The organism is Eubacterium sp. F2 (assembly GCF_046244355.1).
In the GTDB taxonomy this organism is placed as follows: Bacteria; Bacillota; Clostridia; order Peptostreptococcales; family Anaerovoracaceae; genus Aminicella.
Window position 1 is genome coordinate 963,408 of the sequence record NZ_CP176393.1, and the last position, 25,292, is coordinate 988,699.

The following is a 25,292-nucleotide window of genomic DNA, read 5'->3' on the forward strand; positions in this document are numbered from 1 at the left end:
TAAAGAGGTGTTGATGATGGCATTAAAGGACTGGATAGACAGGAAGCGAAAGATGCGGGATACGGAAATTTTGAAGACGGTTCCGGAGCCGGAAGATGTTCTGGAAGAAAATAAAGATTTGCCGGAACCGGGGACAAATGCTGAAGAGGCAGGGAAAAGCGGGGAAGCAGACCGCGCGGAACAGACGGAGCCGGAACCTCATAAAGATCTGTTCTATGACGGACAGAAGCGTCCGCGCGCACGGAGTATCGTGCTGACGGTCAGCTGCGTTCTGGGGTTCCTGCTGTGTATGGCAGGGGGCATCATGGCAACGCTGACGATGGTTCTGGACGAAGTCGGGGAGCTGGGCATGAACTATCATTACAGCGGAAATAAGCCGACTGCCGCAGAAATTTCGGCGGCAAAGCATATTCTGCAGAGCCCTGTAACGGATGTGGAAAATAAGATGTTCACATTTATGGTAGTGTTGTTCGTATGTGCGCTGATCTGTGCAATCAGCGGGATCATTACCTGCGGAAAGCGCAAACCGGGAGGGGGTGTCTATCTGCGCGCATTCGACCGGGTGTGGGGAGATGTGCAGATCCTGGGAGGGGTTGTGGCGGGGCTGGTGATAATACCGATTGCCGGAATCCTTTCTGATTCCGGAGTGCGAGATGAGCTGTGGACGTTCATTACATATGTGAACAGAATCAAACTGCATCTGAGCAGTCAGGATATGGCGATGATTCACAAATGGATGTCGCAGAGCGAGTATCACAGTACCTTGGGGTCTGGGTTTACTCTCTCCGGGCCGTTTGCGCTGGTGCTCGTTATTATGCTCGCCGCAGGGGCGTTTCTGTTTGAAGAAGCGGTTATACTTTCTGTCGCCCGGAAACTGAAAAACCGGTGCTTCTGGAGATATACTCTGATCGGCACGGTCTGCAGGGAAATTTATCATGGTGCAGGAGTGTTTTTCAGCAGCCGGAAAAAAATAACGCGGACGGGAATGGTGACGGTGCTTCTGGTCATTGCCCTTATCGGAATGGTAGACGTTGCGACTCAGTCGGTGATGGGGATGATGATTTTCGGTGTGCTGACTTGTATCTTTCTTCCACGGGAGTTGAAGAGGCTGGAAGAGCTTAAAAAGGGCGTGCATGAAGTCCGTAATGGAAACATGGCGTACAAAATTCCGAATCTCGGAAGCGGCGCATGGGGGGAGATGGCTGAGGACATTAATTCCATCGCAGACGCGCAGGATGCGGCGGTGCAGAATCTGATGAAGAATGAACGGATGAAAACAGCGCTGATCAGTAACGTGTCGCATGACCTGAAAACACCGCTGACGTCAATCGTGACCTATGTGGACCTGCTGAAAACGGAAGGACTGGACAGCCCGAACGCACAGGAATACCTTGATGTGCTGGACCAGAAAACCAGACGTCTGCAGCGGCTGACGCTGAATCTGTTCGATGCGGCAAAGGCATCTTCCGGAGACATACCGGTACATCTTGCGGAACTGGATTTCTATTCGCTTGTCAGTCAGGCATATGGGGAAATGAAGGATGAACTGGACGCCAGGGATCTAACGTTTATTCTGCAGAACCATGCCGGCGCGTCAGTCAGAATAACTGCAGACGGACAGCTTCTGTGGCGTGTGATTGAGAATATCCTGACCAATATTAAAAAGTACGCGATGCCGCATACACGCGTATACGCAGATATTGAGGAAGAACAGAAGAGTTATTGCCTGAAAGTGAAAAACATCTCAGAGAATCAGCTGAATATCAGCGCGGAAGAGCTTATGCAGAGATTTACCAGAGGAGATGATTCTAGAAGCACGGAAGGCAGCGGACTGGGCCTTGCGATCGCGCAGGATCTTTCCCGTGTCATGAATGGAAGTTTTCAGATTTCAATCGATGGAGATTTATTTACAGCAGCTGTGCATATGCCAAAAGCGTAAATGTGCGGAAACATTTCTGTGACAGTTGCAGATTCCGAAACGTCCGGTTTTAATTTTCTGCAGATCGGCCTGGATGTGTCCAGAACACAAGCTCGCTCCCTATACTGGGGGGAGCTTGTGCTCTGGGATATTTTTAAATAAATTTTATAAATCGGATTGACAAATAGAGAATAAAGGAGTATTATAATTGAGTCGCGTGAGACAAGGCGGCAGGAAAGAAATATGTTTATGCGCTATTAGCTCAGCTGGGAGAGCACCTGACTCTTAATCAGGGTGTCCAGGGTTCGATCCCCTGATAGCGCATTTTTTATTGTCTGTGAAGAGAACGAAGGAATAAAAAGAGCTGCTGCACGGTGCCTGCCTGAGCCCGGATGCAGCAGCTCTTTTTATGTTCGATAACAGGATGTAAATAATTGCGTGTCAGGTCCTGTAATTTGTGTTCTTTATTTATTCAGCTCCGCTTTTTTATCATCAAGCAGTTTCTGAACCTGATCCAGTTCTTCCTGCGTTTCAATGTCCTGAATAAAACCTTCCAGGAAGATAAGTTTTTCTTCTGTTGTTGCCGGGAAGAACATTCTTACGTATTCCGGCTGTGTTACGATCGGTGTGTAGCGCCGTGAAAGAACGGTTCCGCTGTAAACGATGTCAGCGACCTTGATATAACCTTTTTTTGTCAGGTTGCGGAGCGCTGCCTGAACAGTGTTGCTGTTCAGGGAAGGATCGATTTTGTAAATCTCAGATGCAAGAAGAGGATCCTCCGAGTCCCACAGCACACGCAGGACATCTAGTTCTTTGTTCGTTAATTTCTTTAGTTTCATTGCGAAGTCTCCTTAAACAATAATATATAAGAAGATACAGAAATGAAAACGTTCTGTATCTAATAATACTACCTCTATTATAAATTCCGATGGAAGTGATAGCAATATCTTTTTGAAGTGATTTCATATAAAAATATTGCTATTGTATAATAAAAGTTGAGTACAATCGAATAAAAGTGACACGAATAACAGAATTTAATTACGATAAATATAAAAATAATAATAATTTTTCTGAAGCATTGTGCAGGAGACCGGCGTGAGAAAGATCGAAAAATACAGCTCCTGAGTGCGTGAATTTGTGAAATAAACAACAAATAGAGCGAGGAATATGAATTCTGGAGCGCCGACATCGTAAATATGCCCTGTATCCTCCGGGAAACACCGGTCCCGCTGACTTGTATACTTTTTGGAAAGCATGATATTTATACAGTATTAAAACATTGTATAAGTGTATTACTTGTCTGCATAGCAGTCGACGAGTAAACAAAAGATTCGTGAAGAATTTGTGATGTGAAGATGAAAAATCCAGAAATTCCCTTGCGCAAGTGACAATATTAATTTAGAATAGTATTGTCAATAAAGGTGAAATATATGCTTAAGTGGGTATATACAAAGGTCTTATTAACAGATAACGCTAAAGTGACAATATATATCAATTAATGAAGGGGCTGATACACATGTCACAGAAAAAAACGAAACAATCGGAATTTGATAAAGTTCTGAATTCCTGGGATATTCTCGTCATTGCATTTGGCGCAATGATCGGATGGGGCTGGGTCATTTCCACCGGAGACTGGATCACCCGCGGCGGCGTCATCGGCGCGGCGCTGGGCTTCTGTCTCGGCGGAGTCATGATCTTTTTCGTCGGCCTGACATACGCAGAGCTGACCTCTGCGATGCCGCAGTGCGGAGGGGAGCACGTCTTCAGCTATAAAGCGATGGGCCCGACAGGATCATTCGTCTGTACCTGGGGAATCATCTTCGGCTATATCGCCGTTGTATGTTATGAGGCTTGTGCATTTCCGACGATTGTCGCCTACATCTTTCCGTCGTTCCTGAAAGGCTATCTCTACACAGTAGGCGGATTCAAGATCTACGCAAGCTGGCTTCTGCTCGCGGCAGGCATTGCTCTGCTCATGACACTGGTTAACATCCACGGTGCCAAGACAGCCGCCAACCTCCAGACCCTGCTGACCGCGATTATTTTCAGCGTCGGCATGATTCTGATCGTTGTTTCCGCAGTAAGAGGAGACACCTCCAATCTGCTCCCGCAGATGTTTGCAGGAACAGGCGGATCCAGCAGCTTCAGCCACATGATGCATGTTGCGGTCATGACACCGTTCTTCTTCATCGGATTTGACGTCATCCCGCAGGCAGCAGAAGAAATTCAGGGATCACTAAAGAAAATCGGCAGAATCCTGATTCTGTCCATCGTCCTGGCGGTTGCTTTCTATTCCCTGATCATCATCGCGGTCGGCTATCTGATGAACCACGCGGAAATCGCCCGCGCCATGACCGGAAACGGCCTCGTCACCGCAGATGCTATGGTAAAGGGATTCGGCATCAAGGCAATGGCGAACGTCGTCATTATCGGCGGACTCTGCGGAATCGTCACCAGCTGGAACTCCTTCCTGATGGGCGGAAGCCGCGCGATGTATTCTATGGCAGACTCTAAAATGATCCCGGAATTCTTCGGAAAACTGCATCCGAAGTATAAGACGCCGGTGAACGCACTGATTCTGATCGGAATCATTTCCATGGCTGCACCACTGGCCGGCAGAAGAATGCTGGTATGGATCTGTGATGCCGGAAACCTGGCTTGCTGCCTGGCATACTGCATGGTATCGATTTCCTTCATGATCCTCAGAAAGAAACGCCCGGATATGCCGCGTCCGTATAAGATCCGCCACTATAAACTGGTCGGTACATGCGCGGTTGTCATGTCCGGTGCAATGGTCGCCATGTATCTGATCCCGGGTTCCGGAAGCACACTGGCTCCGCAGGAGTGGGCAATTGCAGGAGCATGGACCCTTCTGGGTGTCGTTTTCTACTTCAGAAACAAGCGTAAATACGGAGAAGAGTTCGGCCGTCATATCGATGTGGAAATCGAATATGCAGAAGAAGATCTGAAGAGCATGGAGAAGCAGGAGCAGGGCGGCAGCAATGTCGATGCACCGGCAGCAATCTCCTATATGAAGCCGGAGAAGCAGAAGCTCCGCGGACAAAAATCAAACGGCAAGAGAAGAAAAGCGTACGCTTCAAAATAACAGCGCTGCCTCCGGCAGACAGAAAACCGGATAAGTGGAAAAAGATACGAGTAAAAAGAAACACGTAAGAACAGAAAACATCATATATAAAGAAGACAATTGAATTATCCTGGACAGGAGCAGTTCCGTTCGTTCACGCCGCAGAAGCGCCGGGTGAATTCGGAAAAGGCTCCTGCAGGACAACAGAAAAACGCTGCGTCCGGCATCTGCCAGATACAGCGTTTTCACGTCTTCCGGGCAGGAAGGTTTCAAAGCTTGATTCTTGCCCGGATATAGTTTGTCTAAAAGGAATAATCGCTTCCGTTAATTAGCGAACAACCTCGGCCTTTCCGTAAGGCAGTCCCTGCAGGAAGTTACGAGCGTTCTCCAGAGTATCTGCTGCGATTGCCTGCAGAGCCTCACGTGTGAAGAATGCCTGGTGGGATGTAACGACAACCTGTGGGAAGGAAGTCAGACGAGCGACAACATCGTTGCTCAGGATATCGTCGGAGTGGTCTGTGTAAACAACCTCATCCTGTCCTTCGTAAACGTCCAGTGCAACTGCATGGAACTTTCCAGCTCTCAGTCCGGACAGCAGAGCGTTTGTATCGATGAATCCGCCACGAGCAGTGTTAACCAGCATTACGCCGTCCTTCATCATGGAGATTGCCTTGTCGTTGATCAGGTGGTATGTTCCGCCCTCTCCCATGATCAATGGACCATGAACAGAAATCAGGTCAGACTTCTGGAACAGCTCTTCCTTGGATACGTATGTCAGAAGACCTTCCTCTTCCAGAGCCTTGTTTGGATAAGCATCCCATGCGATTACTGTCATGCCGTAGCCCTTGCAGATTCTTGCCATGCACTGACCGATACGTCCTGTTGTAACGATTCCTGCGACCTTGTTGTGGAGGTCTGTTCCCAGCAGTCCGTTCAGAGCGAAGTTGTTATCCTTAACCTTGTTGTAAGCCTTTGCGATGCGGCGGTTAGCAGCCTGCAGAATAGCCATAGCATGCTCTGCAACAGCGTATGGGGAATAAGCAGGTACACGCAGAACTGTGATTCCGCACTCCTTGGCAGCGTCCAGATCAACGTTGTTGAATCCAGCGCAGCGCAGAAGGATCAGACGAATACCATTCTTCTTCATCTGCTCTACAACCTCACGCGGAGCCTCGTCGTTTACGAACATGCAGACAGCATCGAATCCCTGGCACAGGTGAACAGTCTCTGCAGTCAGACGGCTGTCGAAGTATGTGATGTCGCAGTTGTAAGCGCCTTCGCCCTTATCTTTGCCCAGCTCTTCGAAGAAAGTTCTGTCGTAGTCCTTAGTTCCGTAGAAAGCAACCTTCAGTGTGTCCAGGTTGTTGTCTGTAGGAATGATGTCAGCGAAGACTTCCTGCAGTCTGTTGTAATCCTTTTCCTCATCCTCAGGTGTGCCCTCAACCTTGATGTTCAGGACGTCGCCCTTCTTTGCACGCAGTGCGATGATTGCCAGTACATCTGTACCGGAAGCAGACATGCCGTTTGCTTCTATTGTTACTGTGCTCTTCAGGCCTGTGCACTCTGTAGCGAGAATTGCGGATGGACGTGCGTGGAGTCCCAGAGTTGCTTTGCAAGTGTACTTAAATGATTTCATCTTAAATCCTCCTCTGATAATTAGATGGTTGATTCAGTACTTTCTGTAAGATTACATATGAACTTTTATTATGTGATCATGCACGATATTGAATGTGAATTCATAAATACAGACTCTTTCGGCAGAAGGCTGTGGAATGTGTGAGTGAATTCCCGCACCCGTGCTGCACCGTCTTTCTGTCTATTCTGCTGATGCTGCAGAATGAAGGGCAGTGATGCGTGCCTGTCTGCAGATCCAAAGTTCTGGATTTATTATATTGAATCCTGCATGCAGTATCCTGTATCACGATTTCTTCCTTTATAATATACGTATCTGTAGAAAAATCAACAAAAGAATGCGTTGTATACAAACTAGAACAAGATAAGATTTTTACTTGTTAAGACATAACAAAAAATGTACATTGTATTTGTTAGAAGTACACATCAATTGTTTTGGCCAAAAGATTATGGGATTGATTTATAGTTTTGGAATATAAATATTGATAAAGAATATTGTATACATAATGCAAAGAATATGAACAAAGAGTAAAAATTATGCCGGTATACCAGTACGCAGATGTGGCGGAAGAGATTGGCAAGAAGTTGACGATCTGATTGATAATTTATTGACAGTATGTATAGATCATTAATTAATATTGACTGCGCCGTGCGGATTTCCATTAATTTCAACGTCTGCGGAAGGTGGTGGATGCTGCTTATATACATGCTCTGCGCATAGAGATGTTGTGATATTTACAACAATATACGAGTATACAGGGATGTTGGATTTTTGTTAAAAAAGTATCGTGTCAAGTGTAAGAATTTATACATCGATTGTTAACTTTGACTATAAAATAACAGTTTGGTTTATGATGTATACACATGAAAGTATATTGCGAAAATTATAAAAAAGGGGTAAAATGCAGATAGATTTTAAAAAGACGTTAGACCGCGCGGAACGTCTTTTAAGTGAATATTGGTTATCTTCTGCATTGACATGCACAGGAGGAAAATTATGGCAAAAGCGTTATTGATTGATTCTGTTGAAAGCTTTGAGCAGAGCTTACCATTGATCCGCGAGGCGGAGAATGAGTTTGCTACATTCACACAGGAGCAGGTCGACAAGATCTGCGAAGCTGCAGCTATGGCAGCAAGCAACATGGCAATTCCTCTGGCCAAGATGGCTCACGAGGAAACCGGATATGGTGTTGTAGTTGATAAGGTTATCAAGAACCAGTATGCATCTGAGCATATGTGGAACTACATGAGACTGAAGAAGTCCTGCGACATCATTGAAGAGAATAAGGCATTCGGAACAAAGAGAATCGCATCTCCTAAGGGAATTGTAGCAGCGATCGTTCCGACAACCAACCCGACATCAACTTGTATCTACAAGATCATGATGTGTCTGAAGACAAGAAATGCGATCATCATCTCACCGCATCCAAGGGCTAAGCAGTGCACAATCCGTGCTGCAGAGATTATGCGTGACGCAGCGATCGAAGCCGGCATGCCGCCTAATGCAATCAGCTGGATTAAGACACCGTCCCTGGATATCTCCGATATGCTGATGAAGGAAGCAGACCTGGTTATCGCTACCGGCGGTGCAGGAATGGTTCATGCAGCTTACTCCTCCGGAACACCAGCACTTGGTGTAGGACCTGGAAACTGCAACGTAGTTATCGATGATTCCGCTGATCTGAGAATGGCTGTTGAGTCCATCATCCATTCCAAGACATTTGATAATGGTATGATTTGTGCGGCTGAGCAGCACATCACCGTTCTGTCCAGCGTATATGATGAGGTTAAGGACCTGCTGAAGAGAGCTCGCTGCTATTTCCTGAATGATGAAGAAGCAGACGCAGTTGCAAAGGTATTCTTCAACTTCAAGACACACGGGGTTAATCCGCCGGCAGTAGGACAGACCGCAGTTCATCTGGCTGAGATGGCTGGATTCGAAGTTCCTGCAGACACGAAGGTTCTGGTTCGTGAGACAGATGATACATCTCATGACAACCCGTGGGCATGCGAGAAACTGACAACTCTGCTCGGTATGTTCAAGGCAGACACTCTTGATGAGGCATTTGACATCTGCTATAAGCTGGTTCTGGAAGGCGGAGCAGGACATTCCGCTGCAATGTATGTAAATCAGGAGCAGCAGGATAAGATCGATAAGTTTGCTGAGAGAATGAAGGCTGCAAGAATCATTATCAACCAGCCGACATCCTTCGGAGGCATCGGAGATCTGTACAACTTCGATATTCCGCCATCACTCACACTGGGACCTGGATCATGGGGAAATTCCGCATATGCAGGAAATACACAGTTCGAGCAGCTGCTGAATATCAAGACCGTTACTACAAGAAAAGAAAACATGCTGTGGCTGCAGCTGCCTAAGAAGGTTTACTTCAAGAGAGGCTGCACACCAGTTGCTCTGAGAGAACTGAGTGAAGTTTACCACTATAAGAGAGCATTCATCGTAACCGATGCGAACCTGTTCAAGATCGGCGCATGCGATGCCATCATCGATCAGCTGAAGGAGGAAGGCCTTGATGTTGCCGAGTTCTTCGACATTCGTGTTGACCCGCAGATTCAGGACGCTATGAAGGGTCTGCCGAAGATGCACGAGTTCGAGCCTGATGTAATCATCGCTATCGGCGGAGGATCCGCTCTGGATACAGCGAAGATCATGTGGATCATGTACGAGCATCCAGATGAGGAATTCCTGAAGATGGCTACGAACTTCATCGATATCCGTAAGAGAGTTCGTTTCTTCCCGCAGATGGGATCCAAGGCTCAGTTAGTCTGCATCCCGACAACAGCAGGAACAGGATCCGAAATGACACCGTTCACGATCATTTCCGATGCGAACACCGGAATGAAGTGGCCTCTGATCGGCTATGAAATGATGCCGCTGATGGCTATCGTAGACTGCGACAACACAATGAAGCTGCCGCCGAGAGCTACACAGGCATCCGGATACGATGTACTGACTCATGCAGTTGAGGCTTATGTATCCATCTATGCAACAGATTATACAGACGGATTCGCAAAGACAGCAGTAGAAAACGTCTTCAAGTATCTGGGAAGATCCTACAGATCCTCCTTCAAGGGCGCAGATCCGGATCCGGAAGCCCGCGAGAAGATGATCGATGCATCCGCACTTGCAGGAATCGCATTTGCAAACGCATTCCTGGGAATCAACCACTCCCTGTCTCATAAGATCGGCGGATGGTTCCACATTCCACACGGAACTGCAAACGCACTGCTCTTCCCATATGTCTGCAAGTTCAACGCTCAGAAGCATCCATATCACATGGGTACATTCTCCCAGTACAAGTATCCTCATGCATTCGAGAGATACGTTGAACTCGGTGAACTGATCGGCGTTAAGGGCAAGGATGACGAAGAGACATTCAACAACTGGGTCAAGGCTTGCGCAGATCTGAAGAAAGAGATCGATATTCCTGAGACCATCTGGGAATACCTCGTTCAGAATCATCCGGACAAGACTGCTGACCAGATCGAGCAGGAATTCCTGGATGTAGTTGACAGCATGTCCGAGTGGGCATTCCACGATGCATGCACAGGCTGCAACCCGGTATATCCGACCATCGAAGAACTGAAGCAGTGCTATCTGAGAGCATTCTACGGCGATGAAGGATTCATTGAGCGTTACGGAGACGTTCTGTCCGTTCCAGTCGACAACCCGGCAGATACTCACGCAGCTTACCCGAACGGACTTGCTGCAGAAATCGGCCTGGACAAGGTTGGAGGATTCAAATAAACCTGAAGGTTCTGTCCTATGGAATCCGGAAAGGTGGACCAGGGCGGATGCCGCGCCGCAGGGCGCGGCGCCCGGGTTCATCGATTGCTTGAATCTGACACGTTGTAAGGAGATGGATTATGAACTGGCTCAAATTACCGAAGAAAGTATATTTCAAACGAGGATGCATGCCGGTCGCTGTGCGTGAACTCAGTGAAGTATATGGGTTAAAGAGAGCTTTCATTATCACGGACGCAAACCTGTTTAAGAGCGGAATGATCCGTCCTGTTGAGGAATGGCTGAAGAAAGGCGGACTTCAGATTGCCGAGTTTTTCTACGGCGATGGAGAGCCTGACATGGCCACAGCCGGCAGCGGACTTCCGAAGATGCTGGAATTTGAACCGGATGCCATTCTTGGTATCGGCGGCGGTTCTGTCATGAATCTGGCGAAGGCAATGTGGGTGCTGTATGAGCATCCGGATGCTGATCTTTCAGATCTTGCAGACCGTTTCAGTAAGACAACGGATGCCGGTTTCCCTGAAATGGGCGAAAAGGCAAAGCTCTTCCTGATTTCGACAACTGCCGGAACAGGCGCAGAGTGTTCACCGTTTGCTCTGATCAATGACAACAGCGGAAAGAAACGCGTGATCGCAAGCTTTAATATGCTTCCTGAAATGGCTGTCATCGACAGTGATTTCTCTCAGGATGCCCCTCGCGAACTGGTGAAGGAAGCTGGTCTGACTGTGCTTGCACAGGCAGTGCGTGCGCACATCGATCCGCATGCGACCGATTATATCGTCGGGTTTGCCAGAGATGCAGTGAAGGATGTATTTGAAAATCTTCCGGCTGCACTTGCTGATCCGCCGTGTATGAAAGCTAGAGAAAATATGGCTAATGCAGCGACACTTGCCGGCATGGCTCTGTCGAACGCAGCTGACACACTGGATCCTGAAGCAGGATTATTCCCTGCGGAAAGTGAAAAAAATCTTACCGGTGACGCACTTGCGAAACTGGCAGATCTGTCCAGACATATCGGATGCGGAGACGGAGATGATAAGCAGGCAGCGGCAGCACTGATTGAGGCGGCTGAAAAGCTTCAGTCACTGTAACGATCTGATATGAGGCCATGATACTACCTCCCGTGAGAGAGGCAGATTCAGAAGGGAAAGTATCTGAGGATACAATCTTTTCATACTGCGCTGGCGCAGCTGTGGGTTTTCCCCGCCGCTGCGCTATTTTGTTACTGTGAATTTATTACTGCAGACAGAAATGGGGAACGTGCCGGCGCGGAAATGGGTTATCCCGGCGCCAGGACAGGAAACGATATGGAAAACCTTCCTGAATTCCAGTGTATCGACACATATTCATGATATACTGTGAATGTTCAGATGAGTTCGCTTATGGTTTAGGAGAGGAGGAATACAGCAATGCTGCATGAGGTAAATTTTAAGTCCTATAACAAGAGAGATACTGTTTATGGCTGGATCTATGTTCCGGCGGCAGAGTATAAGGGTGTCGTACAGCTGATCCACGGATTCGGTGAGCACGCGAGGAGATATCTTCACATGATATCCGCCTTCGTTGATGCCGGGTATATCGTTGCCTGCGATGATCATGTCGGTCACGGAAAGACGGCTCTGGAAAATAACAGCTGGGGCGACTGGGGCGATCAGGGCTGGCACACCATGATGGAAGATGAACATACGCTGACCGGAATCGTAAAAGAGAAATACCCGGATCTCCCGTATTTCCTGTTCGGCCACAGCATGGGATCTTTCATTGTCAAAGACTACATTACCAGGTATGCAGACGAGTTGAAAGGTGTAACGCTCTGCGGAACGGCCGGCGATTTCCCGGGCGCGGATGAGGCTGAAAAAACGCTGAAGGCGCTGATCGACAGTGGAAAGGGCGGAGAAAGTGATCCGGAAGCTGCAGGAAATCTCATGGGCTGGATGAATGAGCGCTGCGGAGAAGTGAAGATCGGAAACGAGTGGATCTGCGCCGATCCGTACGTCCAGTACGATCACGCAAACGACCCGTTTGACGCATTTACCCGTCCGACAAACAACAGAGCCATGTATGATTTTGTTGAGATGCTTCAGAATCTGAAGGGCAGATCCTGGGCAGAAAAAGTACCGGCTGATCTTCCAATTAACATTATCAGCGGAGACCAGGATCCGGTAGGCCTGTACGGAAAGGGCGTAAAGCAGATTTACGACGCGCTGAAGGAGACTGGACATCAGGACGTGCAGATGAAGCTGTATGAGGGATACCGTCACGAAATCCACAATTACAAGGATATCCGCAGCGGTGTGGAAGATCAGATCATCGGCTTCATGGATTCGAAACGTTAGCCGGACAGGGGTTATTGGAACTGAAGAAAATGTATTGACCAGAAGGACTGCCGGCAGTCAGCTGCAGAAAATGAACGGCCTTGCTGATTTGTTTTTGTCCGGTGAAATGCCGGAATGAGGTGAGCACAGATCCCGTGGTCAGAACAGGAGTTAAGGAATGAGTGTTAAATCAGATATCGAAATCGCGCAGGCGTGTGAGATGGAGCCGATTCAGGATGTTGCAAAGCGTCTTGGAATTGAGGAAGACTACATTGAAAATTACGGTAAGTATAAAGCAAAGATTGACTACAATCTGCTGAAGAAGAGGGCAGGAGACCCGGACGGAAAGCTGGTCCTGGTTACCGCGATTACGCCGACGCCGGCAGGAGAGGGAAAGACGACCACGTCGGTCGGCCTCGCTGACGCGATGAACCGGATTGGAAAGAAAGCGGTCGCCGCGCTGAGAGAGCCGTCCATGGGACCGGTATTCGGAATCAAGGGCGGAGCTGCAGGCGGCGGATATGCACAGGTTGTTCCTATGGAGGATATCAACCTTCATTTCACTGGAGATATGCACGCCATCGGTGCAGCAAACAATCTGCTTGCGGCGATGATCGACAACCATATCCAGCAGGGAAATGAACTTGGCATTGATGTGAAGAAGATCACCTGGAAGCGCTGCGTGGACATGAACGATCGCCAGCTGCGTAATATCGTCGACGGACTCGGCGGCAGAATGCAGGGCGTTCCGCGTGAAGACGGTTTTGACATTACGGTAGCCAGTGAAATCATGGCTGTCCTCTGCCTGGCGACGGATCTGGACGATCTGAAAGCCCGCCTGGCGCGCATCGTCATCGGATATACCTATGACGACAAGCCGGTAACGGCCGCGGATCTGAAGGCGCAGGGCGCCATGGCGGCTCTGCTGAAGGATGCGCTGAAACCGAATCTGGTCCAGACGCTGGAGCATAATCCGGTGTTCATCCACGGCGGTCCGTTCGCGAACATCGCACATGGATGCAATTCCGTAATGGCTACCAGAATGGCCCTGAAATTTGGCGACTACGCGATTACAGAAGCAGGATTCGCTGCCGATCTGGGCGCAGTGAAATTCTTTGACATCAAGTGCAGAATGGCCGGCCTGAAGCCGAGTGCTGTTGTTCTGGTTGCAACTGTCCGTGCGCTGAAGTTCCATGGCGGCGTTCCGAAGGATCAGCTGAATGAGGAAAATCTGGAGGCTCTGGAAAAGGGTCTGCCGAACCTTTTGCGTCACCTGGATAACATGAAGAATGTTTACGGACTGCCGACCGTCGTTGCCATCAATGCCTTCCCGACTGATACCGAGGCGGAGCTGAAACTGGTTGAGGATAAATGTAAAGAAATGGGCGTCAACGTTGCGCTGTCTGAAGTCTGGGCCAAGGGCGGAGAAGGCGGAGAAGAACTCGCGAAAGAAGTCGTCCGTCTCTGTGACCAGCCGAATGATTTTGACTTCGCTTATTCTCTGGACGGAACGATTGAGGAGAAAATGGAGCAGATTGCCCGCAGAATTTATCATGCAGACGGCGTAGATTTTGCGCCGAAGGCAAAGAAAGAAATCAAGAGGCTGACCGCACTGGGATTTGACAAGCTGCCGATCTGTGTGGCGAAGACCCAGTACTCATTCTCGGATAATGCCAAGCTGCTGGGCGCCCCGGAAGGATTCCGCATCACCATCCGCGACATCAAGGTCAGCGCAGGTGCGGGCTTCCTGGTAGCTCTTTCCGGAAACATCATGACCATGCCTGGACTTCCGAAACATCCGGCTGCCGAGAAGATCGATGTGGACAGCACAGGAAAGATCAGCGGCCTGTTCTAAGTGGTTCTGCTGAGAAATACATCTATTACGAGAAATAATATTGTGGAAGATTTACAATAAATGTTTTGTATGTGTGGCGAAATAAACAAAAATATTTGCAATACATGGTATACAAAACAGAAGAAACGTAGTAGCATGTGCGTATACGTTTACGAGTAGGCATGTATGCGTTAAGTATCGGATGGACGGGGAGTTGTCATCCGGGCGAAAAGCAGAGCTTGCGATATGCATGCCGCATCCCGCTGCAACATTGTGAAAGATCAGGGATCCTGCGTAAACAGGGTCCCTTTTTCTGTCCGTGCGACGCAGCTTCCGGATGTGCGTTCTTTTAAAAGAATTTTTCGGAGGTAGAAATGAAAGACACAGGCACACGTTTCAAATCATCAGCGAAAATGCTGAAAAACACCCAGGCGCTTACCGCAATTGCCATGCTGGGCGCGCTCTCTGTTATTCTCGGCTATTTCTCTTTCCAGATCGGGAATTTCCTGAAAGTCACTTTCGCCTTTGTTCCGCAGGATGCGGCGGCATTCCTGTTCGGACCGGTGGCGGCGCCGATCATGGGAGCGGTCATGGATATTCTGAATTACATGATCAAGCCGACGGGTCCATTCTTCCCGGGATTCACGATTTCTGCCGCAGCAACCGGCCTGATCGTTGGACTGGGACTTTACAAGCGTCCGCTGTCCGTGAAGAGAACGGCGATAACCCTGCTGATTAATGCTGTTTTGGTCAATGTACTGTTAAATACGCTCTGGCTGGCGATTCTGTACGGACAGGCATTCAAGGTCCTGCTTCCGGTCAGAATCGTCAAAGAAGCGATTATGTGGCCGATCCAGACTGCGTTGCTGTTTGCGCTGCTGAAAGTCGTTGACCGCGTCGGAATCCTGACCAGATTGGAAGGACGGTTCGCAGGAAGATAGTCAGTAAAGTGAATAACGGAAATAATTCCGGTCGGGGCAGAAAAAACCGGCCGGGATTTTCTGTGTTTAGAGAGAAAGACTGAGAATCCGTGTCGTGGAGAATCAGAGAACAGGAAGGAAACAACAGGGAATGTCTGAGGAAAAGAAGAAGGACGAAAATCAGAAAAGAACAATGACCTATGAAGAGGCGCTGACCTGGCTGAATGCGCCGAAGTATTCGCAGACCCGTCCGGGCCTGAAGCCGGTGACGGAACTGATGCGCCGTCTGGGAAACCCGCAGGACGGCCTGAAATACGTCCACATCGCAGGAACCAACGGAAAAGGCTCAACGGCAGCCTTCATCGAGCAGGTGCTGCGCAGCGCCGGTTACCGGACCGGTCTGTACACCTCTCCCTATCTGGAACATTTTACGGAAAGAATCCGTGTCTGCGGCGAGGAGATCGCAGAACAGGATGTCGCCCGCCTGACCGAAAAGGTAAGAGAAAAGTCAGAAGAAATGGCGGCAGACGGATGGACAGAGCCGACCGTTTTTGAGATGGTCACGGCAGCAGCCTTTCTGTATTTCCGGGAGCAGAACTGCGAGGCTGTGGTCCTGGAAGTCGGCATGGGCGGCCGCCTGGACGCCACCAATATTATTCATCCGGAGGATAAGGCGGTATCTGTCATCACCAAACTCGGCTACGATCATATGAAGTTCCTGGGAAACACGCTGGCGGAGATTGCCCATGAAAAAGCCGGAATTATTCTGGACGGGGTGCCGGCAGTTTCTGCGCCGCAGGCAGAAGAAGCCCGAAAAGTCCTGGAGCAGGCCGCAGAAGAGCATCATACGGAGATACAGTTTATCGACCAGAACCCGGAATGTCTGCTGAGGGAAGGTTCATCCGCCGCACTGAAGGCAGAGAGAAAGGGTCAGGCAGAAGTTCAGGCAGAAACCGACGAGATAAAATCCTTGCTCGGTCAGCCTTTGTCCCCGGTGATGAAGCATGCGGATCTGGATGGCCAGACCTATGTCCTGCCGGACGGCGAGGAACTGACGATCGGCCTGCTGGGCGTATATCAGATGAGCAATTCTCTGACGGCGCTGGCGGCGGTGCGTGCGCTGCAGAAGCAGGGCTGGAAGATTTCTGAAGAGGCTCTGCAGGAAGGCTTCCGGAAAACCCGCTGGAAAGGGCGGTTCGAGCTGGTCAGCCATCATCCTGCGATCATTATTGATGGCGCGCATAATCCGGACGGTGTGCAGTCCCTCAGAGAGAGCCTGGAAAATCTGTTCCCGGGCAGGAAATTCACCTTCATCACCGGCGTGCTGGCAGATAAGGATTATTCACAGATGTATGAAATCATCACGCCGATTGCGAAGCGTTTTCTGACGGTCACGCCGGACTGTGACCGGGCGCTGGCCTCCTCCGATCTGGCAGAGTTCCTGAAAAAGAGCGGCGTGGAGACGATCGACTGCGGAACGCCGGAGGAGGCTGTGGACCTGTGCGTATCCGATTATCCGGATGAGCGGATCTGTTCCTTCGGCTCCCTCTACTATATCGGAAGCGTCCGGGAGTACTGCGGAAAGCTGGGTCTGCGCTGAGTGAAGAGGAGGTGAAGCTTTTCGTAAGCTTACAGCAGTGTAAGATTATCGGGTGGGAATTGTGGTAAGATAGGGATAAAGAAAATCGAAAGACGTTTCCGGGCGCGGGCAGGGAAGAAACTTTTCCCGGGCAGATCCGGAAACAGAAAGAGGATGAAGATAATGATTTTAGGAATGACCTTATTGACCGGATTCCTGGCGATTCTGATCGTGATCGGCATCATCTGGCTGATCGGATGCGTCGTCGTAACAGCGGCCAGGATCTTTTTCCATCTTGCGGGACTGCTGATCCTGCTGCCATTGATCATAATTCTGTTTACAGCGGTGTTTTAATCTCACCGCTGTTTTTTCATGGAATCGGCGATGTCCTGCCAGCGTGAGGTGATCTCGGCGTAATTCTCGCGGAGATGCGGAAAGAGGCAGTTCGTGCAGTCCTTGATGCCGCGCTCGTTATAGCGGAAATTCCCGCCGCAGCGCGGCCCCAGCGTGTAGAGCGGACACCAGCAGAAGAGGCAGTTGAAATTCTCCGGATCCGCGCCCGGGTGGCAGGGAAAGAATTCACATTCCCGGTGCGAGAAATACTGATAGTTTTTTGTGGCAGGTCTCTTGTGGCGGTTTTCTCCCATGGCGGTTTTCCTTTGTCTGATGGAGCGTCCGGCCGGTCTCTGCGGACAAAACCCAAACGGGCAAGGGGTCTGCCTGTCATGAAAGAGGCTGTCCCTCCGGGAAATCCCGCTGCCGGCGGATACGCACTAATCTATTATTTAACAAGTCTGCTGTAATTGAATACACAGACAAATTATGGTAATATAGCTACGTATGATATTTAGTATCTATTCTAACTGGAGGGATTAAAGGTGTCAATTTTTACAGATCTGAAAGAAAAATTACAGAAGGATAATCGTACAATCGTGCTGCCGGACGGACCGGATCCGCGTATCATGGACGCAGCACAGAAGCTGACTGCTGACGATACACTGAAGGTTATCCTGGTAGGAACACAGGAAGAGTTTGATGAGGGCGCCAAGAAGGGCGGCTATGACCTGAGCAAGTGCCAGATCATCGATCCTGCAAAGTATGACGGCATGGACGAGATGGTTGCTGAGATGGTTAAGCTCAGAAAGGGCAAGATGACGGAAGAGCAGGTTCGCGAGGCTCTGTCCCACGGCAACTACTTCGGAACTATGCTCGTTAAGATGGGCAAGGCTGACTGCCTGCTCGGAGGCGCTACATACTCCACAGCAGATACAGTAAGACCGGCTCTGCAGCTGATTAAGACAACTCCGGAAGCACATCTGGTAAGCTCCTGCTTTATTCTTGTCAAGGAAGAGACAGGCGAGAAGCTGGCAATGGGTGACTGCGCAATCAACATTGATTACCAGGATTCCGTTGACAAGCAGGGCAATGTAACCAGAACAGCTGCTCAGAAGCTGGCTGAGGTTGCTGTAGGAACAGCAAAGACAGCCAAGGTATTCGGCATCGATCCTAAGGTTGCCGTACTGAGCTTCTCCACAAAGGGATCCGGCAAGGGCGGCACAGTAAAGCTGTCCCACGACGCTACAATCGAGGCACAGAAGATGGCTCCGGAACTGGCTATCGACGGCGAGCTCCAGTTCGACGCTGCAGTTTCCCCGGTTGTTGCTGAGACAAAGGCTAAGGGATCCAAGGTTGCAGGCCATGCAAACACCTTCATCTTCCCGAACATCGAAGCTGGAAACATCGGCTACAAGATTGCACAGCGTCTCGGCGGATTCGCTGCATACGGCCCGATTCTGCAGGGCCTGAATGCTCCGATCAATGACCTGAGCCGTGGATGCGACGCAGATGAGGTTTACAGAATGGCACTGATCACAGCTGCACTTTCTTAATCCCACAGGTATTTCGGATATTCGAGGCCGCTGCCTTCAAGTGATGTGAATTCACTTGAGGCGGCGGCCTTTTTTCGTGCAGCGATAAGAATAACATGCTCTCTGCGGATGTTTTGAAATTCGCGGTTCGGCGTTTCTTTAAATAATCGCGATTGTGCCGAACCAAAAAAATACAATCTTAACTTTTCGAATTGTTTATTTTTGTATTTGAATATTTATACACGGATGGCGGATAGAACATCGTTTTTTTTTCTGTAATAATCCGAAATATTCGGTATAATAGAGGGACAGGAGGTGAGGATCATGGAACAGCAGGAAATGAGAAAAAGGCCGGTCATGGGGCTGCTTATATCTATGGGCATTCCGATGACGATTTCCATGATCGCGAACTCTCTTTACAACATTGTGGACAGTATGTTCGTTTCGATGATCAGTCAGGATGCCATGACGGCGCTGTCTCTGATTTTTCCGCTGCAGAATGTGATGTTTTCCATTGCAGTGGGATTCGGCGTCGGCATCAACGCGGTCTGCGCCCGGCTTCTTGGTGAGGGCAGAAGAGATCAGGCGGGCCGTGCCTGCTCGGAAGGACTGTGGTTCAGCATTCTGCACGGTATTCTGATTACGGCTGTCGGCCTTCTGGCGTCCCGGCCCTTTCTGATGATGTATCACCCGGGAAAAGCGATCGTCCGTTATGGGATGACCTATGCATGGATCGTTTTTTTATTTTCCACTGCCGAGACCGTGCAGGTGGCCTGGCAGAAAATTTTTCAGTCTGCGGGCTGGATGGTGACCTCCATGGCGGCGATGCTTTACGGCGCGATTTTGAATATTATTCTGGACCCGCTGATGATTTTCGGCATTGGACCTTTCCCGAGAATGGGAATTTCCGGCGCAGCTCTGGCAACCGGCCTCAGCCAGACCTTTTCCATGATCTACTATCTGCTGGTCTATAAGAGAAAGAAATTCCCGGTTCGCGTGCACATGTTCCCGATCCGCTTTTCCTCGGAGAGGGCAAAGTCCATGTATTCCGTCGGTACAGCGGCATCGCTGAATATGCTGCTTCCATCCTTCATGCTTACCGGGCTGAATGCGATTCTGGCATCGTTCGCATCCGTCTATATTTTCGTACTTGGAATTTATTATAAGCTTCAGAATTTCCTGTATATGGCATCCAGCGGACTGATCCAGGGAATGCGCCCGGTCATGGCCTATAACTACGGAGCCGGAGAGAAGAAAAGGGTCTGGGAAATCTACCGCTGCGCGCTGAAATTGACCATTCTGATCATGGCCTTTGGAACTGCGGTCTGTCTGCTGTTCCCGGGCCGGCTGATGGGGCTGTTCTCCGCGGGCACAGAAGCGAAGAGGATCGGCACAGAGGCCCTGCGGATTATCTGCATCGGATTTCTGCCGTCGTCGGTTTCGGTCGTTGCATCGGGCTGCCTGGAGGCCCTGGGGAAAGGCGCAGAGTCTTTCTCCGTCTCCTTCCTGCGCTATTTTGCTGTCATTCTGCCGTGCGCGGCTGTCCTGTGCCGCTTTTTTGGCGCTGCCGGTGTCTGGAGCGCATTCTGGGCCGCGGAAGTAGTCACGGCATTCTTCGCCTGGGCGGTCTTCCGCCGCAGCTATAACCATCTGGACTGGAATCATGCGGGCCGCGGCACAGACAGAGAGTCCCCTTGCCGGGAAGATTTTGTCGACAAAAACTAAAGCGCAAGAGCGGAGCCGTTTAAAGCGGCCTGCTGAAGATTGTCGTCTGCGTCGTACTGCAGTTTCAGGGAGAAGGCCGGCGCGTCATCCATGAGAAGGCGCAGGAAAATGCGGTCGCCGTCCCAGAGCTCCAGCTTCCCGATCTGGTCTTTCGGGATCCATTTCAGAATTCCTTCATTGCAGCCGGTGAGGGTTCCGGTGAAGCCGTCTGCGGTATAGAGGAACATGTACTCAGCGGCATCGTCTGCATAAAGAAAGGTAATGATTCCCCGGAGCTTCCAGGATGTCAGAGTCAGGCCGGTTTCCTCGCGGGTTTCGCGGAGAAGACAGTCTTCCGGGCTCTCGTTCTGCAGGAAGTGACCGCCGACGCCGATCCATTTTCCTTCATTGATGTCATGGGCCTTCTTAACGCGGTGCATCATCAGGTACTGGTCATCCTGTTCGATGTAACAGAGTGTGGTAAGTTCGGCTTCTACGGTTCTGGACATGATTTTCTCCCTTTTTCTGCTTTTTATCTGGTCAGTAATGTGCCTATAGTATACGTCAAAACGATGAAAATGGAAATTTAAACAAGTTTAAGGAATAGAAACCACAAAAACTTCATGACAATGTGGTATAGTAGAATGTGGTTTTGTGCAGGGAATGTTTTTTTGGCCTTGCGCTGTTCCGTTTCAACTGCGAGGAGGGGTTGAGTATGAAAATTACAGTTCTGACAGAAAACAGCAGGCCTCAGGGTTCGGAACTCGTCAATGAGTTCGGACTGAGTCTCTTTATAGAATATGGAGAGAAGAATTATCTGATCGACACAGGGTCCGGCGATGCATTCTTGAATAATGCGCAGGCTCTGGGTGTGGATATCGCGAAAACGGATATCTGCATTCTTTCGCACGGACATTACGATCACGCAGGAGGACTGCCGGCATTTCTGCAGAAGAATGATTCGGCTCCGGTGTATATGATGGACACCGCGCCGGAGGGACATTATCTGCAGCAGAAGGACGGAACGCAGAAATACATCGGCATTCCTGAGGGACTGGCCAGTGAGCAGTCGCGCAGAATCCGCATGGTCAACCGTGTCTGCAGCATCGCGGACGGCGTTTATCTGGTGCCGCACACAACACCGGGCCTGGAGAAGATCGGCGAGAAGGCGGATATGTATAAGAAGCAGGGCGAAGAGTACGTTCCGGATGATTTTTCGCATGAAATGAGCATCGTTTTCGACGCGGATCCGGGGCTGGTCATTATCAGCAGCTGCTCTCACGCCGGAGCGGATCACATTATCAATGAGGTGGACGAGAATTTCCATCACGCGCCGATCTGCGCTTTCATCGGCGGCCTGCATATGATGGGCATGCACGGGGACGCAGAGATCTGCACGGTTCCGGAGCAGAAGATCCAGAGACTCGCCTTCTTCCTGAAAGATCACGGAATCCAGAGGGTCTGGACCGGACACTGCACGGGAGAAATCGGCTTCCGTCTGCTGGCCAAGTATATGGATCCGGATCAGGTGCAGAAACTGACGACTGGAAAAACGTTCAGTATTCCGTCTAAATAGCGCGGGATGAAAGAAAAGTGGGCAAGACAGATGTGGAGTGCCTGCCGGTATGCGGGGAGCAGAGTGTCCCGCGAGATGCAGAGCACACATCTGTTTTTTGTGCCTGCGCGTGGATTCTGCCGCAGAACATACCATGTCTGCCGGCAGATGGAGCAGCATCTGACAGACGGTTGCAGCATTTGGCTAGAAAGGGAAACTCCGCGGATACCGATGCGCGGTGTAAGGAAAGATTTTTACTATGAGAAGCAGAAAATACAGAGTAGTGAACAGAAAACGAATGGGGCTGTGTATCGCGGCGCTGGTTGTACTGGCTGTCGTGCTGGGAATAGCGCTTGCGCAGTCCGGGCACGGGATCGGATCGGTGAAGACACAGGTCAGCGGCCTGAAAGGACAGCTGAATCCGCCGGCCGGGTCCACACTGCAGACCACATTCAGAGTCTCTCCTGCAAAAAACCGCAGGGTTCTGCTGCAGACGTATGATTCAGCGGATAAAAAGTGGGTGACTGCGGAGAAGTACCGTACGGCTTCCGGGGATTCCGGGAAAGTGACGGTAACCTTCCCGTCTTCCTGGCAGGAAAAGACATATACCAGGTGGAGAGTCTATATTCCTGCAGGGCATGGCGGCCGGAAGTACATGAAGAATATTACGGTTACCCAGATGAACCGCGGAACAGCCGGGATTCACTGCAAATCTGCGGTCATTGTCAATCTTAAAACTGGCGCTGTACTGTATGGTTACAACATGAACAAGCGCCTGCCGAATGCCAGCACCACCAAGATGATGACGGCAATCATCACCATGACCCACGCGAATCCGAATGCCACGGCAGTGGTAACAAAATCGGTAAAAAACACGCCGGATGGAAATCTGTATAAGAAGCTCGGAGATCAGTTCCGTCTGTACGATCTCTGGCGCGCGATGCTGATTGCGTCCTCCAACGACAGCGCAGAGGCCGTTGCAGAGACGACTGCAGGAAGCGAGGAGAAGTTCGTCGCAATGATGAATGCGGAAGTGAAGAAGCTGGGACTGAAGAACACCCACTTTGAAAATCCGCACGGCATGGATACGACCGGCCATTACTCTTCTGCAAGAGATCTTGCCACCATCAACGCAAGAGCGTACAAACTCAAGGAGTTCCGAAAGATCACCATGGAAAAGTCGGTGAAATTCCGTGCACTGAACCATAAGAAACGTTATAACGTATTGACCACAACCAATGACCTGCTGCTGGAAAACTACCCGGGATGCCTGGGTGGAAAGACCGGAACGACAACCCTTGCCGGACAGTGCTATTCCGGTATTTATGAGTATAAGGGCGTAAAGTATGTGACCGTCGTTATGCACAGCAGCAACCGCTTCAAGGATGTCAAGAAGCTGTGTAAATACATCAGAACCTGGCAGGACCGGTAACAGAAAAATAAAACGGCGGGACACCCTCCTCCCGCGCGTTCAGCCGGAAGATCCTGGCAGAGAAGAACAGGAGTGGAAGGAATGAAATATTTTTTCATTGATTATGAGAACATCAAGCAGGATGCGCTGAAGGGAATCGAGCGGCTTTCTGAAGAGGACAAGGTGATCGTCTTCTACAGCGAGTATGCCCAGACGATGACGATTCCGATGCATCTGCAGATTAACAACAGCCGCGCGGAGTTCGTCTTCAAGGAAGTGCAGGTCGGACATAAGAATGACCTGGACTTCCAGCTGGCGACGGAACTCGGCGCGCTGGTCGGGAGCGGCATGGGAGATGAATACTATATCGTCAGCTATGATAAGGGATATCAGAGCGTGTGCCGCTACTGGCAGGAGCAGAAGGTCTGCGTAAAGCGCATTGAAAGTCTGGGCGAGGGCTGCCCGAAGAAGAAGGCTGCAGCAAAGCCGGGAAAGAAGCAGCATACAGGAGAGGAAACATTTTCTGAGCCATTCGCCGAGCCGTTCGAAGAGGAATTCATCGAGCCGCAGGAAAGCGAAAAGTATGAGTCGAAGCAGAAGCAGAAACAGAAGCCAAAGCAGAAACAGAAGGCAAAGAAACATTCTCCGAAGTCACAGAAACAGAAGAAGAAGGATACGCTTCTTTCACTGGTGAAGGAAGTTGTTCCAGATCATCATGATGCCAAAAGGGTAGCAGACATTCTCTGGGATAATGAAAGCAGGCAGGATGTCAACAATGCCCTGATGAAGGAATTCCCGAGCCCGGAGAACAAGCTGGCGGCCCAGCTGTATAAGCTGGTAAAGCCGCTGATTCCGGCGCATAAAGACAATTAGCAATTTCCCGGGGAGAAGTCTGCCCGCAGGGGGCGGTTTACATCAGGGAAAGAACAAGCCGAAGGGGCTGCAGCGTTTGCCGTTGCGCCCCTTTTATTGTATAATAAAATGAATTGTTTTTTGTGGAAAGGAGATGCCGCATGGGAGCTGTTTTTGGGAATATCACGGTCATGCAGTTCGCTGACCTGCTGATACTGTTTGGACTGCTGGTACTGATCATTGTGCTTGCAGTGCTCATTGCTGCGCATTTTTCAGGGAGCCGGCAGCAGCAGAAGCTGATCCTGTCGCATATTGACGGAACGATCACAGAGATAAGGGATGCTGTCGTAGCGGGAAATCAGGAAAAACAGCAGGAGACTTCTCCTGATCCGGAGGAAAAACAGGAAGAGAAACGGACGCTTACCGTGGTTCGTATTGATAATCGTATCGGATCATCATCAGAGAGGCCTGCGGTCAGAAAACCTGCCGTTGTCCGGATTGACGGACGGGTAGAGGCAGAAGCGGGCCGCGAAGGTGAGCCGGAAATTTCCGAAGCGCCGGAGCAGAAGGAAAGTACATCCGCGCAGCAGCCGGAATATGCAGCTGCGGCAGAGCCGGCAGGGACAAAAAAGACCGGGGCGGCGGAAACGCCGGATACGAGCCCGGATAACCGGCAGGCGGAGGATACCGGTTCTGAAGAACATCCGTCCAGAAACATCCGCTACCGGAGCCGGGACTGCGGGGTAGATAAGAATGGAAAGGCCTACTCTGTGGACCAGCTCAGGGATCAGATACGATAATTGCAAGGAAGATCGCCTATTTACGATCATCTGTTCCGCAGGGAAATCTATGC

At 50.1% G+C, this 25,292-nt stretch carries 19 protein-coding genes, 1 tRNA gene and 1 riboswitch; of the genes, 16 read left to right on the forward strand and 4 right to left on the reverse strand.

Going from position 1 to position 25,292, the window contains the following annotated elements:
* Nucleotides 1-13: 13 nt before the first annotated feature.
* On the forward strand, nucleotides 14-1,939 hold the full coding sequence (locus ACI77B_RS03980) for a sensor histidine kinase (protein WP_409337478.1): 1,926 nt from the start codon (nucleotides 14-16) through the stop codon (nucleotides 1,937-1,939).
* Nucleotides 1,940-2,169: 230 nt separating this feature from the next.
* Nucleotides 2,170-2,242 (forward strand) — tRNA-Lys (locus ACI77B_RS03985).
* A 140-nt stretch (nucleotides 2,243-2,382) separates the two neighbouring features.
* On the opposite strand, the gene ACI77B_RS03990 is transcribed toward ACI77B_RS03985, so the two are convergent.
* Nucleotides 2,383-2,757 carry a BlaI/MecI/CopY family transcriptional regulator gene (locus ACI77B_RS03990; protein ID WP_409337479.1) on the reverse strand — a complete coding sequence of 125 codons (375 nt, stop codon included), beginning with the start codon at nucleotides 2,755-2,757 and terminating at the stop codon, nucleotides 2,383-2,385.
* A 677-nt stretch (nucleotides 2,758-3,434) separates the two neighbouring features.
* On the opposite strand from ACI77B_RS03990, the gene ACI77B_RS03995 reads away from it, so the two are divergent.
* Nucleotides 3,435-5,024 (forward strand): APC family permease, encoded by a 1,590-nt coding sequence (locus tag ACI77B_RS03995; RefSeq protein WP_409337480.1) that lies wholly within the window; start codon nucleotides 3,435-3,437, stop codon nucleotides 5,022-5,024.
* Nucleotides 5,025-5,331: 307 nt separating this feature from the next.
* Here the strand turns inward: ACI77B_RS03995 and ACI77B_RS04000 are convergent, their stop codons facing one another.
* Nucleotides 5,332-6,639 (reverse strand): fused HPr family phosphocarrier protein/2-hydroxyacid dehydrogenase, encoded by a 1,308-nt coding sequence (locus ACI77B_RS04000; protein WP_178263020.1) that lies wholly within the window; start codon nucleotides 6,637-6,639, stop codon nucleotides 5,332-5,334.
* Nucleotides 6,640-7,632: 993 nt separating this feature from the next.
* On the opposite strand from ACI77B_RS04000, the gene adhE reads away from it, so the two are divergent.
* The 7 genes from adhE (at nucleotide 7,633) to ACI77B_RS04035 (ending at nucleotide 17,403) form a co-directional block, all read left to right on the forward strand.
* Complete coding sequence (gene adhE, locus ACI77B_RS04005; RefSeq protein WP_409337481.1) at nucleotides 7,633-10,404, forward strand: bifunctional acetaldehyde-CoA/alcohol dehydrogenase; 2,772 nt, start codon at nucleotides 7,633-7,635, stop codon at nucleotides 10,402-10,404.
* Nucleotides 10,405-10,523: 119 nt separating this feature from the next.
* Complete coding sequence (locus ACI77B_RS04010) at nucleotides 10,524-11,492, forward strand: iron-containing alcohol dehydrogenase (RefSeq protein ID WP_409337482.1); 969 nt, start codon at nucleotides 10,524-10,526, stop codon at nucleotides 11,490-11,492.
* Nucleotides 11,493-11,810: 318 nt separating this feature from the next.
* Nucleotides 11,811-12,737 carry an alpha/beta fold hydrolase gene (locus ACI77B_RS04015; RefSeq protein ID WP_409337483.1) on the forward strand — a complete coding sequence of 309 codons (927 nt, stop codon included), beginning with the start codon at nucleotides 11,811-11,813 and terminating at the stop codon, nucleotides 12,735-12,737.
* A gap of 157 nt (nucleotides 12,738-12,894) precedes the next feature.
* Nucleotides 12,895-14,571 carry a formate--tetrahydrofolate ligase gene (locus ACI77B_RS04020; RefSeq protein WP_409337484.1) on the forward strand — a complete coding sequence of 559 codons (1,677 nt, stop codon included), beginning with the start codon at nucleotides 12,895-12,897 and terminating at the stop codon, nucleotides 14,569-14,571.
* A gap of 150 nt (nucleotides 14,572-14,721) precedes the next feature.
* A riboswitch (THF riboswitch) is annotated at nucleotides 14,722-14,818 on the forward strand.
* A gap of 106 nt (nucleotides 14,819-14,924) precedes the next feature.
* Nucleotides 14,925-15,491, forward strand: coding sequence for a folate family ECF transporter S component (locus tag ACI77B_RS04025; protein WP_409337485.1), 567 nt, complete (start codon nucleotides 14,925-14,927; stop codon nucleotides 15,489-15,491).
* Between the two features lie 130 nt (nucleotides 15,492-15,621).
* Nucleotides 15,622-17,070 carry a bifunctional folylpolyglutamate synthase/dihydrofolate synthase gene (locus ACI77B_RS04030; RefSeq protein WP_409337486.1) on the forward strand — a complete coding sequence of 483 codons (1,449 nt, stop codon included), beginning with the start codon at nucleotides 15,622-15,624 and terminating at the stop codon, nucleotides 17,068-17,070.
* Nucleotides 17,071-17,232: 162 nt separating this feature from the next.
* Complete coding sequence (locus tag ACI77B_RS04035) at nucleotides 17,233-17,403, forward strand: hypothetical protein (protein ID WP_409337487.1); 171 nt, start codon at nucleotides 17,233-17,235, stop codon at nucleotides 17,401-17,403.
* A gap of 2 nt (nucleotides 17,404-17,405) precedes the next feature.
* Here the strand turns inward: ACI77B_RS04035 and ACI77B_RS04040 are convergent, their stop codons facing one another.
* Nucleotides 17,406-17,696: a cysteine-rich small domain-containing protein gene (locus ACI77B_RS04040; protein WP_409337488.1), complete on the reverse strand. Its 291-nt coding sequence runs from the start codon at nucleotides 17,694-17,696 to the stop codon at nucleotides 17,406-17,408.
* 231 nt (nucleotides 17,697-17,927) lie between these two features.
* Between ACI77B_RS04040 and pta the strand changes: the two genes are divergently transcribed.
* The gene (pta, locus tag ACI77B_RS04045) at nucleotides 17,928-18,938 is read left to right on the forward strand and encodes a phosphate acetyltransferase (protein WP_409337489.1); all 1,011 of its coding nucleotides are present in this window, start codon (nucleotides 17,928-17,930) and stop codon (nucleotides 18,936-18,938) included.
* Nucleotides 18,939-19,241: 303 nt separating this feature from the next.
* A complete protein-coding gene (locus ACI77B_RS04050) occupies nucleotides 19,242-20,642 on the forward strand; it encodes an MATE family efflux transporter (RefSeq protein WP_409337490.1) in 1,401 nt (466 codons plus the stop codon).
* On the opposite strand, the gene ACI77B_RS04055 is transcribed toward ACI77B_RS04050, so the two are convergent.
* Nucleotides 20,639-21,130, reverse strand: a complete 492-nt coding sequence (locus tag ACI77B_RS04055; protein ID WP_409337491.1) for an NUDIX hydrolase — start codon at nucleotides 21,128-21,130, stop codon at nucleotides 20,639-20,641. The genes ACI77B_RS04050 and ACI77B_RS04055 overlap by 4 nt on opposite strands.
* Before the next feature lie 206 nt (nucleotides 21,131-21,336).
* Here ACI77B_RS04055 and ACI77B_RS04060 point away from each other — a divergent pair, with 206 nt between their 5' ends.
* The 4 genes from ACI77B_RS04060 to ACI77B_RS04075 all read left to right on the forward strand — a co-directional run bounded on the left by ACI77B_RS04060 (nucleotide 21,337) and on the right by ACI77B_RS04075 (nucleotide 25,239).
* A complete protein-coding gene (locus ACI77B_RS04060) occupies nucleotides 21,337-22,197 on the forward strand; it encodes an MBL fold metallo-hydrolase (RefSeq protein WP_409337492.1) in 861 nt (286 codons plus the stop codon).
* Nucleotides 22,198-22,435: 238 nt separating this feature from the next.
* Nucleotides 22,436-23,608, forward strand: coding sequence for a D-alanyl-D-alanine carboxypeptidase family protein (locus ACI77B_RS04065; protein WP_409337493.1), 1,173 nt, complete (start codon nucleotides 22,436-22,438; stop codon nucleotides 23,606-23,608).
* An 81-nt stretch (nucleotides 23,609-23,689) separates the two neighbouring features.
* A complete protein-coding gene (locus ACI77B_RS04070) occupies nucleotides 23,690-24,460 on the forward strand; it encodes a PIN domain-containing protein (protein WP_409337494.1) in 771 nt (256 codons plus the stop codon).
* 140 nt (nucleotides 24,461-24,600) lie between these two features.
* Nucleotides 24,601-25,239 carry a hypothetical protein gene (locus tag ACI77B_RS04075; RefSeq protein WP_409337495.1) on the forward strand — a complete coding sequence of 213 codons (639 nt, stop codon included), beginning with the start codon at nucleotides 24,601-24,603 and terminating at the stop codon, nucleotides 25,237-25,239.
* The last annotated feature ends 53 nt before the right edge of the window (nucleotides 25,240-25,292 follow it).

Bases quoted from the DNA above. Each gene is read 5' to 3' on its own strand.
- ACI77B_RS04065 (WP_409337493.1), top strand. From the start codon at position 22,436: ATGAGAAGCAGAAAATACAGAGTAGTGAACAGAAAACGAATGGGGCTG.
- adhE (WP_409337481.1), top strand. From the start codon at position 7,633: ATGGCAAAAGCGTTATTGATTGATTCTGTTGAAAGCTTTGAGCAGAGC.
- ACI77B_RS04020 (WP_409337484.1), top strand. From the start codon at position 12,895: ATGAGTGTTAAATCAGATATCGAAATCGCGCAGGCGTGTGAGATGGAG.
- ACI77B_RS03995 (WP_409337480.1), top strand. From the start codon at position 3,435: ATGTCACAGAAAAAAACGAAACAATCGGAATTTGATAAAGTTCTGAAT.
- ACI77B_RS04075 (WP_409337495.1), top strand. From the start codon at position 24,601: ATGGGAGCTGTTTTTGGGAATATCACGGTCATGCAGTTCGCTGACCTG.
- ACI77B_RS04055 (WP_409337491.1), bottom strand. From the start codon at position 21,130: ATGTCCAGAACCGTAGAAGCCGAACTTACCACACTCTGTTACATCGAA.
- ACI77B_RS04070 (WP_409337494.1), top strand. From the start codon at position 23,690: ATGAAATATTTTTTCATTGATTATGAGAACATCAAGCAGGATGCGCTG.
- ACI77B_RS04025 (WP_409337485.1), top strand. From the start codon at position 14,925: ATGAAAGACACAGGCACACGTTTCAAATCATCAGCGAAAATGCTGAAA.
- ACI77B_RS04040 (WP_409337488.1), bottom strand. From the start codon at position 17,696: ATGGGAGAAAACCGCCACAAGAGACCTGCCACAAAAAACTATCAGTAT.
- ACI77B_RS04000 (WP_178263020.1), bottom strand. From the start codon at position 6,639: ATGAAATCATTTAAGTACACTTGCAAAGCAACTCTGGGACTCCACGCA.
- ACI77B_RS04050 (WP_409337490.1), top strand. From the start codon at position 19,242: ATGGAACAGCAGGAAATGAGAAAAAGGCCGGTCATGGGGCTGCTTATA.
- ACI77B_RS04015 (WP_409337483.1), top strand. From the start codon at position 11,811: ATGCTGCATGAGGTAAATTTTAAGTCCTATAACAAGAGAGATACTGTT.
- ACI77B_RS04030 (WP_409337486.1), top strand. From the start codon at position 15,622: ATGTCTGAGGAAAAGAAGAAGGACGAAAATCAGAAAAGAACAATGACC.
- ACI77B_RS04010 (WP_409337482.1), top strand. From the start codon at position 10,524: ATGAACTGGCTCAAATTACCGAAGAAAGTATATTTCAAACGAGGATGC.
- ACI77B_RS03990 (WP_409337479.1), bottom strand. From the start codon at position 2,757: ATGAAACTAAAGAAATTAACGAACAAAGAACTAGATGTCCTGCGTGTG.
- ACI77B_RS03980 (WP_409337478.1), top strand. From the start codon at position 14: ATGATGGCATTAAAGGACTGGATAGACAGGAAGCGAAAGATGCGGGAT.
- ACI77B_RS04060 (WP_409337492.1), top strand. From the start codon at position 21,337: ATGAAAATTACAGTTCTGACAGAAAACAGCAGGCCTCAGGGTTCGGAA.
- ACI77B_RS04035 (WP_409337487.1), top strand. From the start codon at position 17,233: ATGATTTTAGGAATGACCTTATTGACCGGATTCCTGGCGATTCTGATC.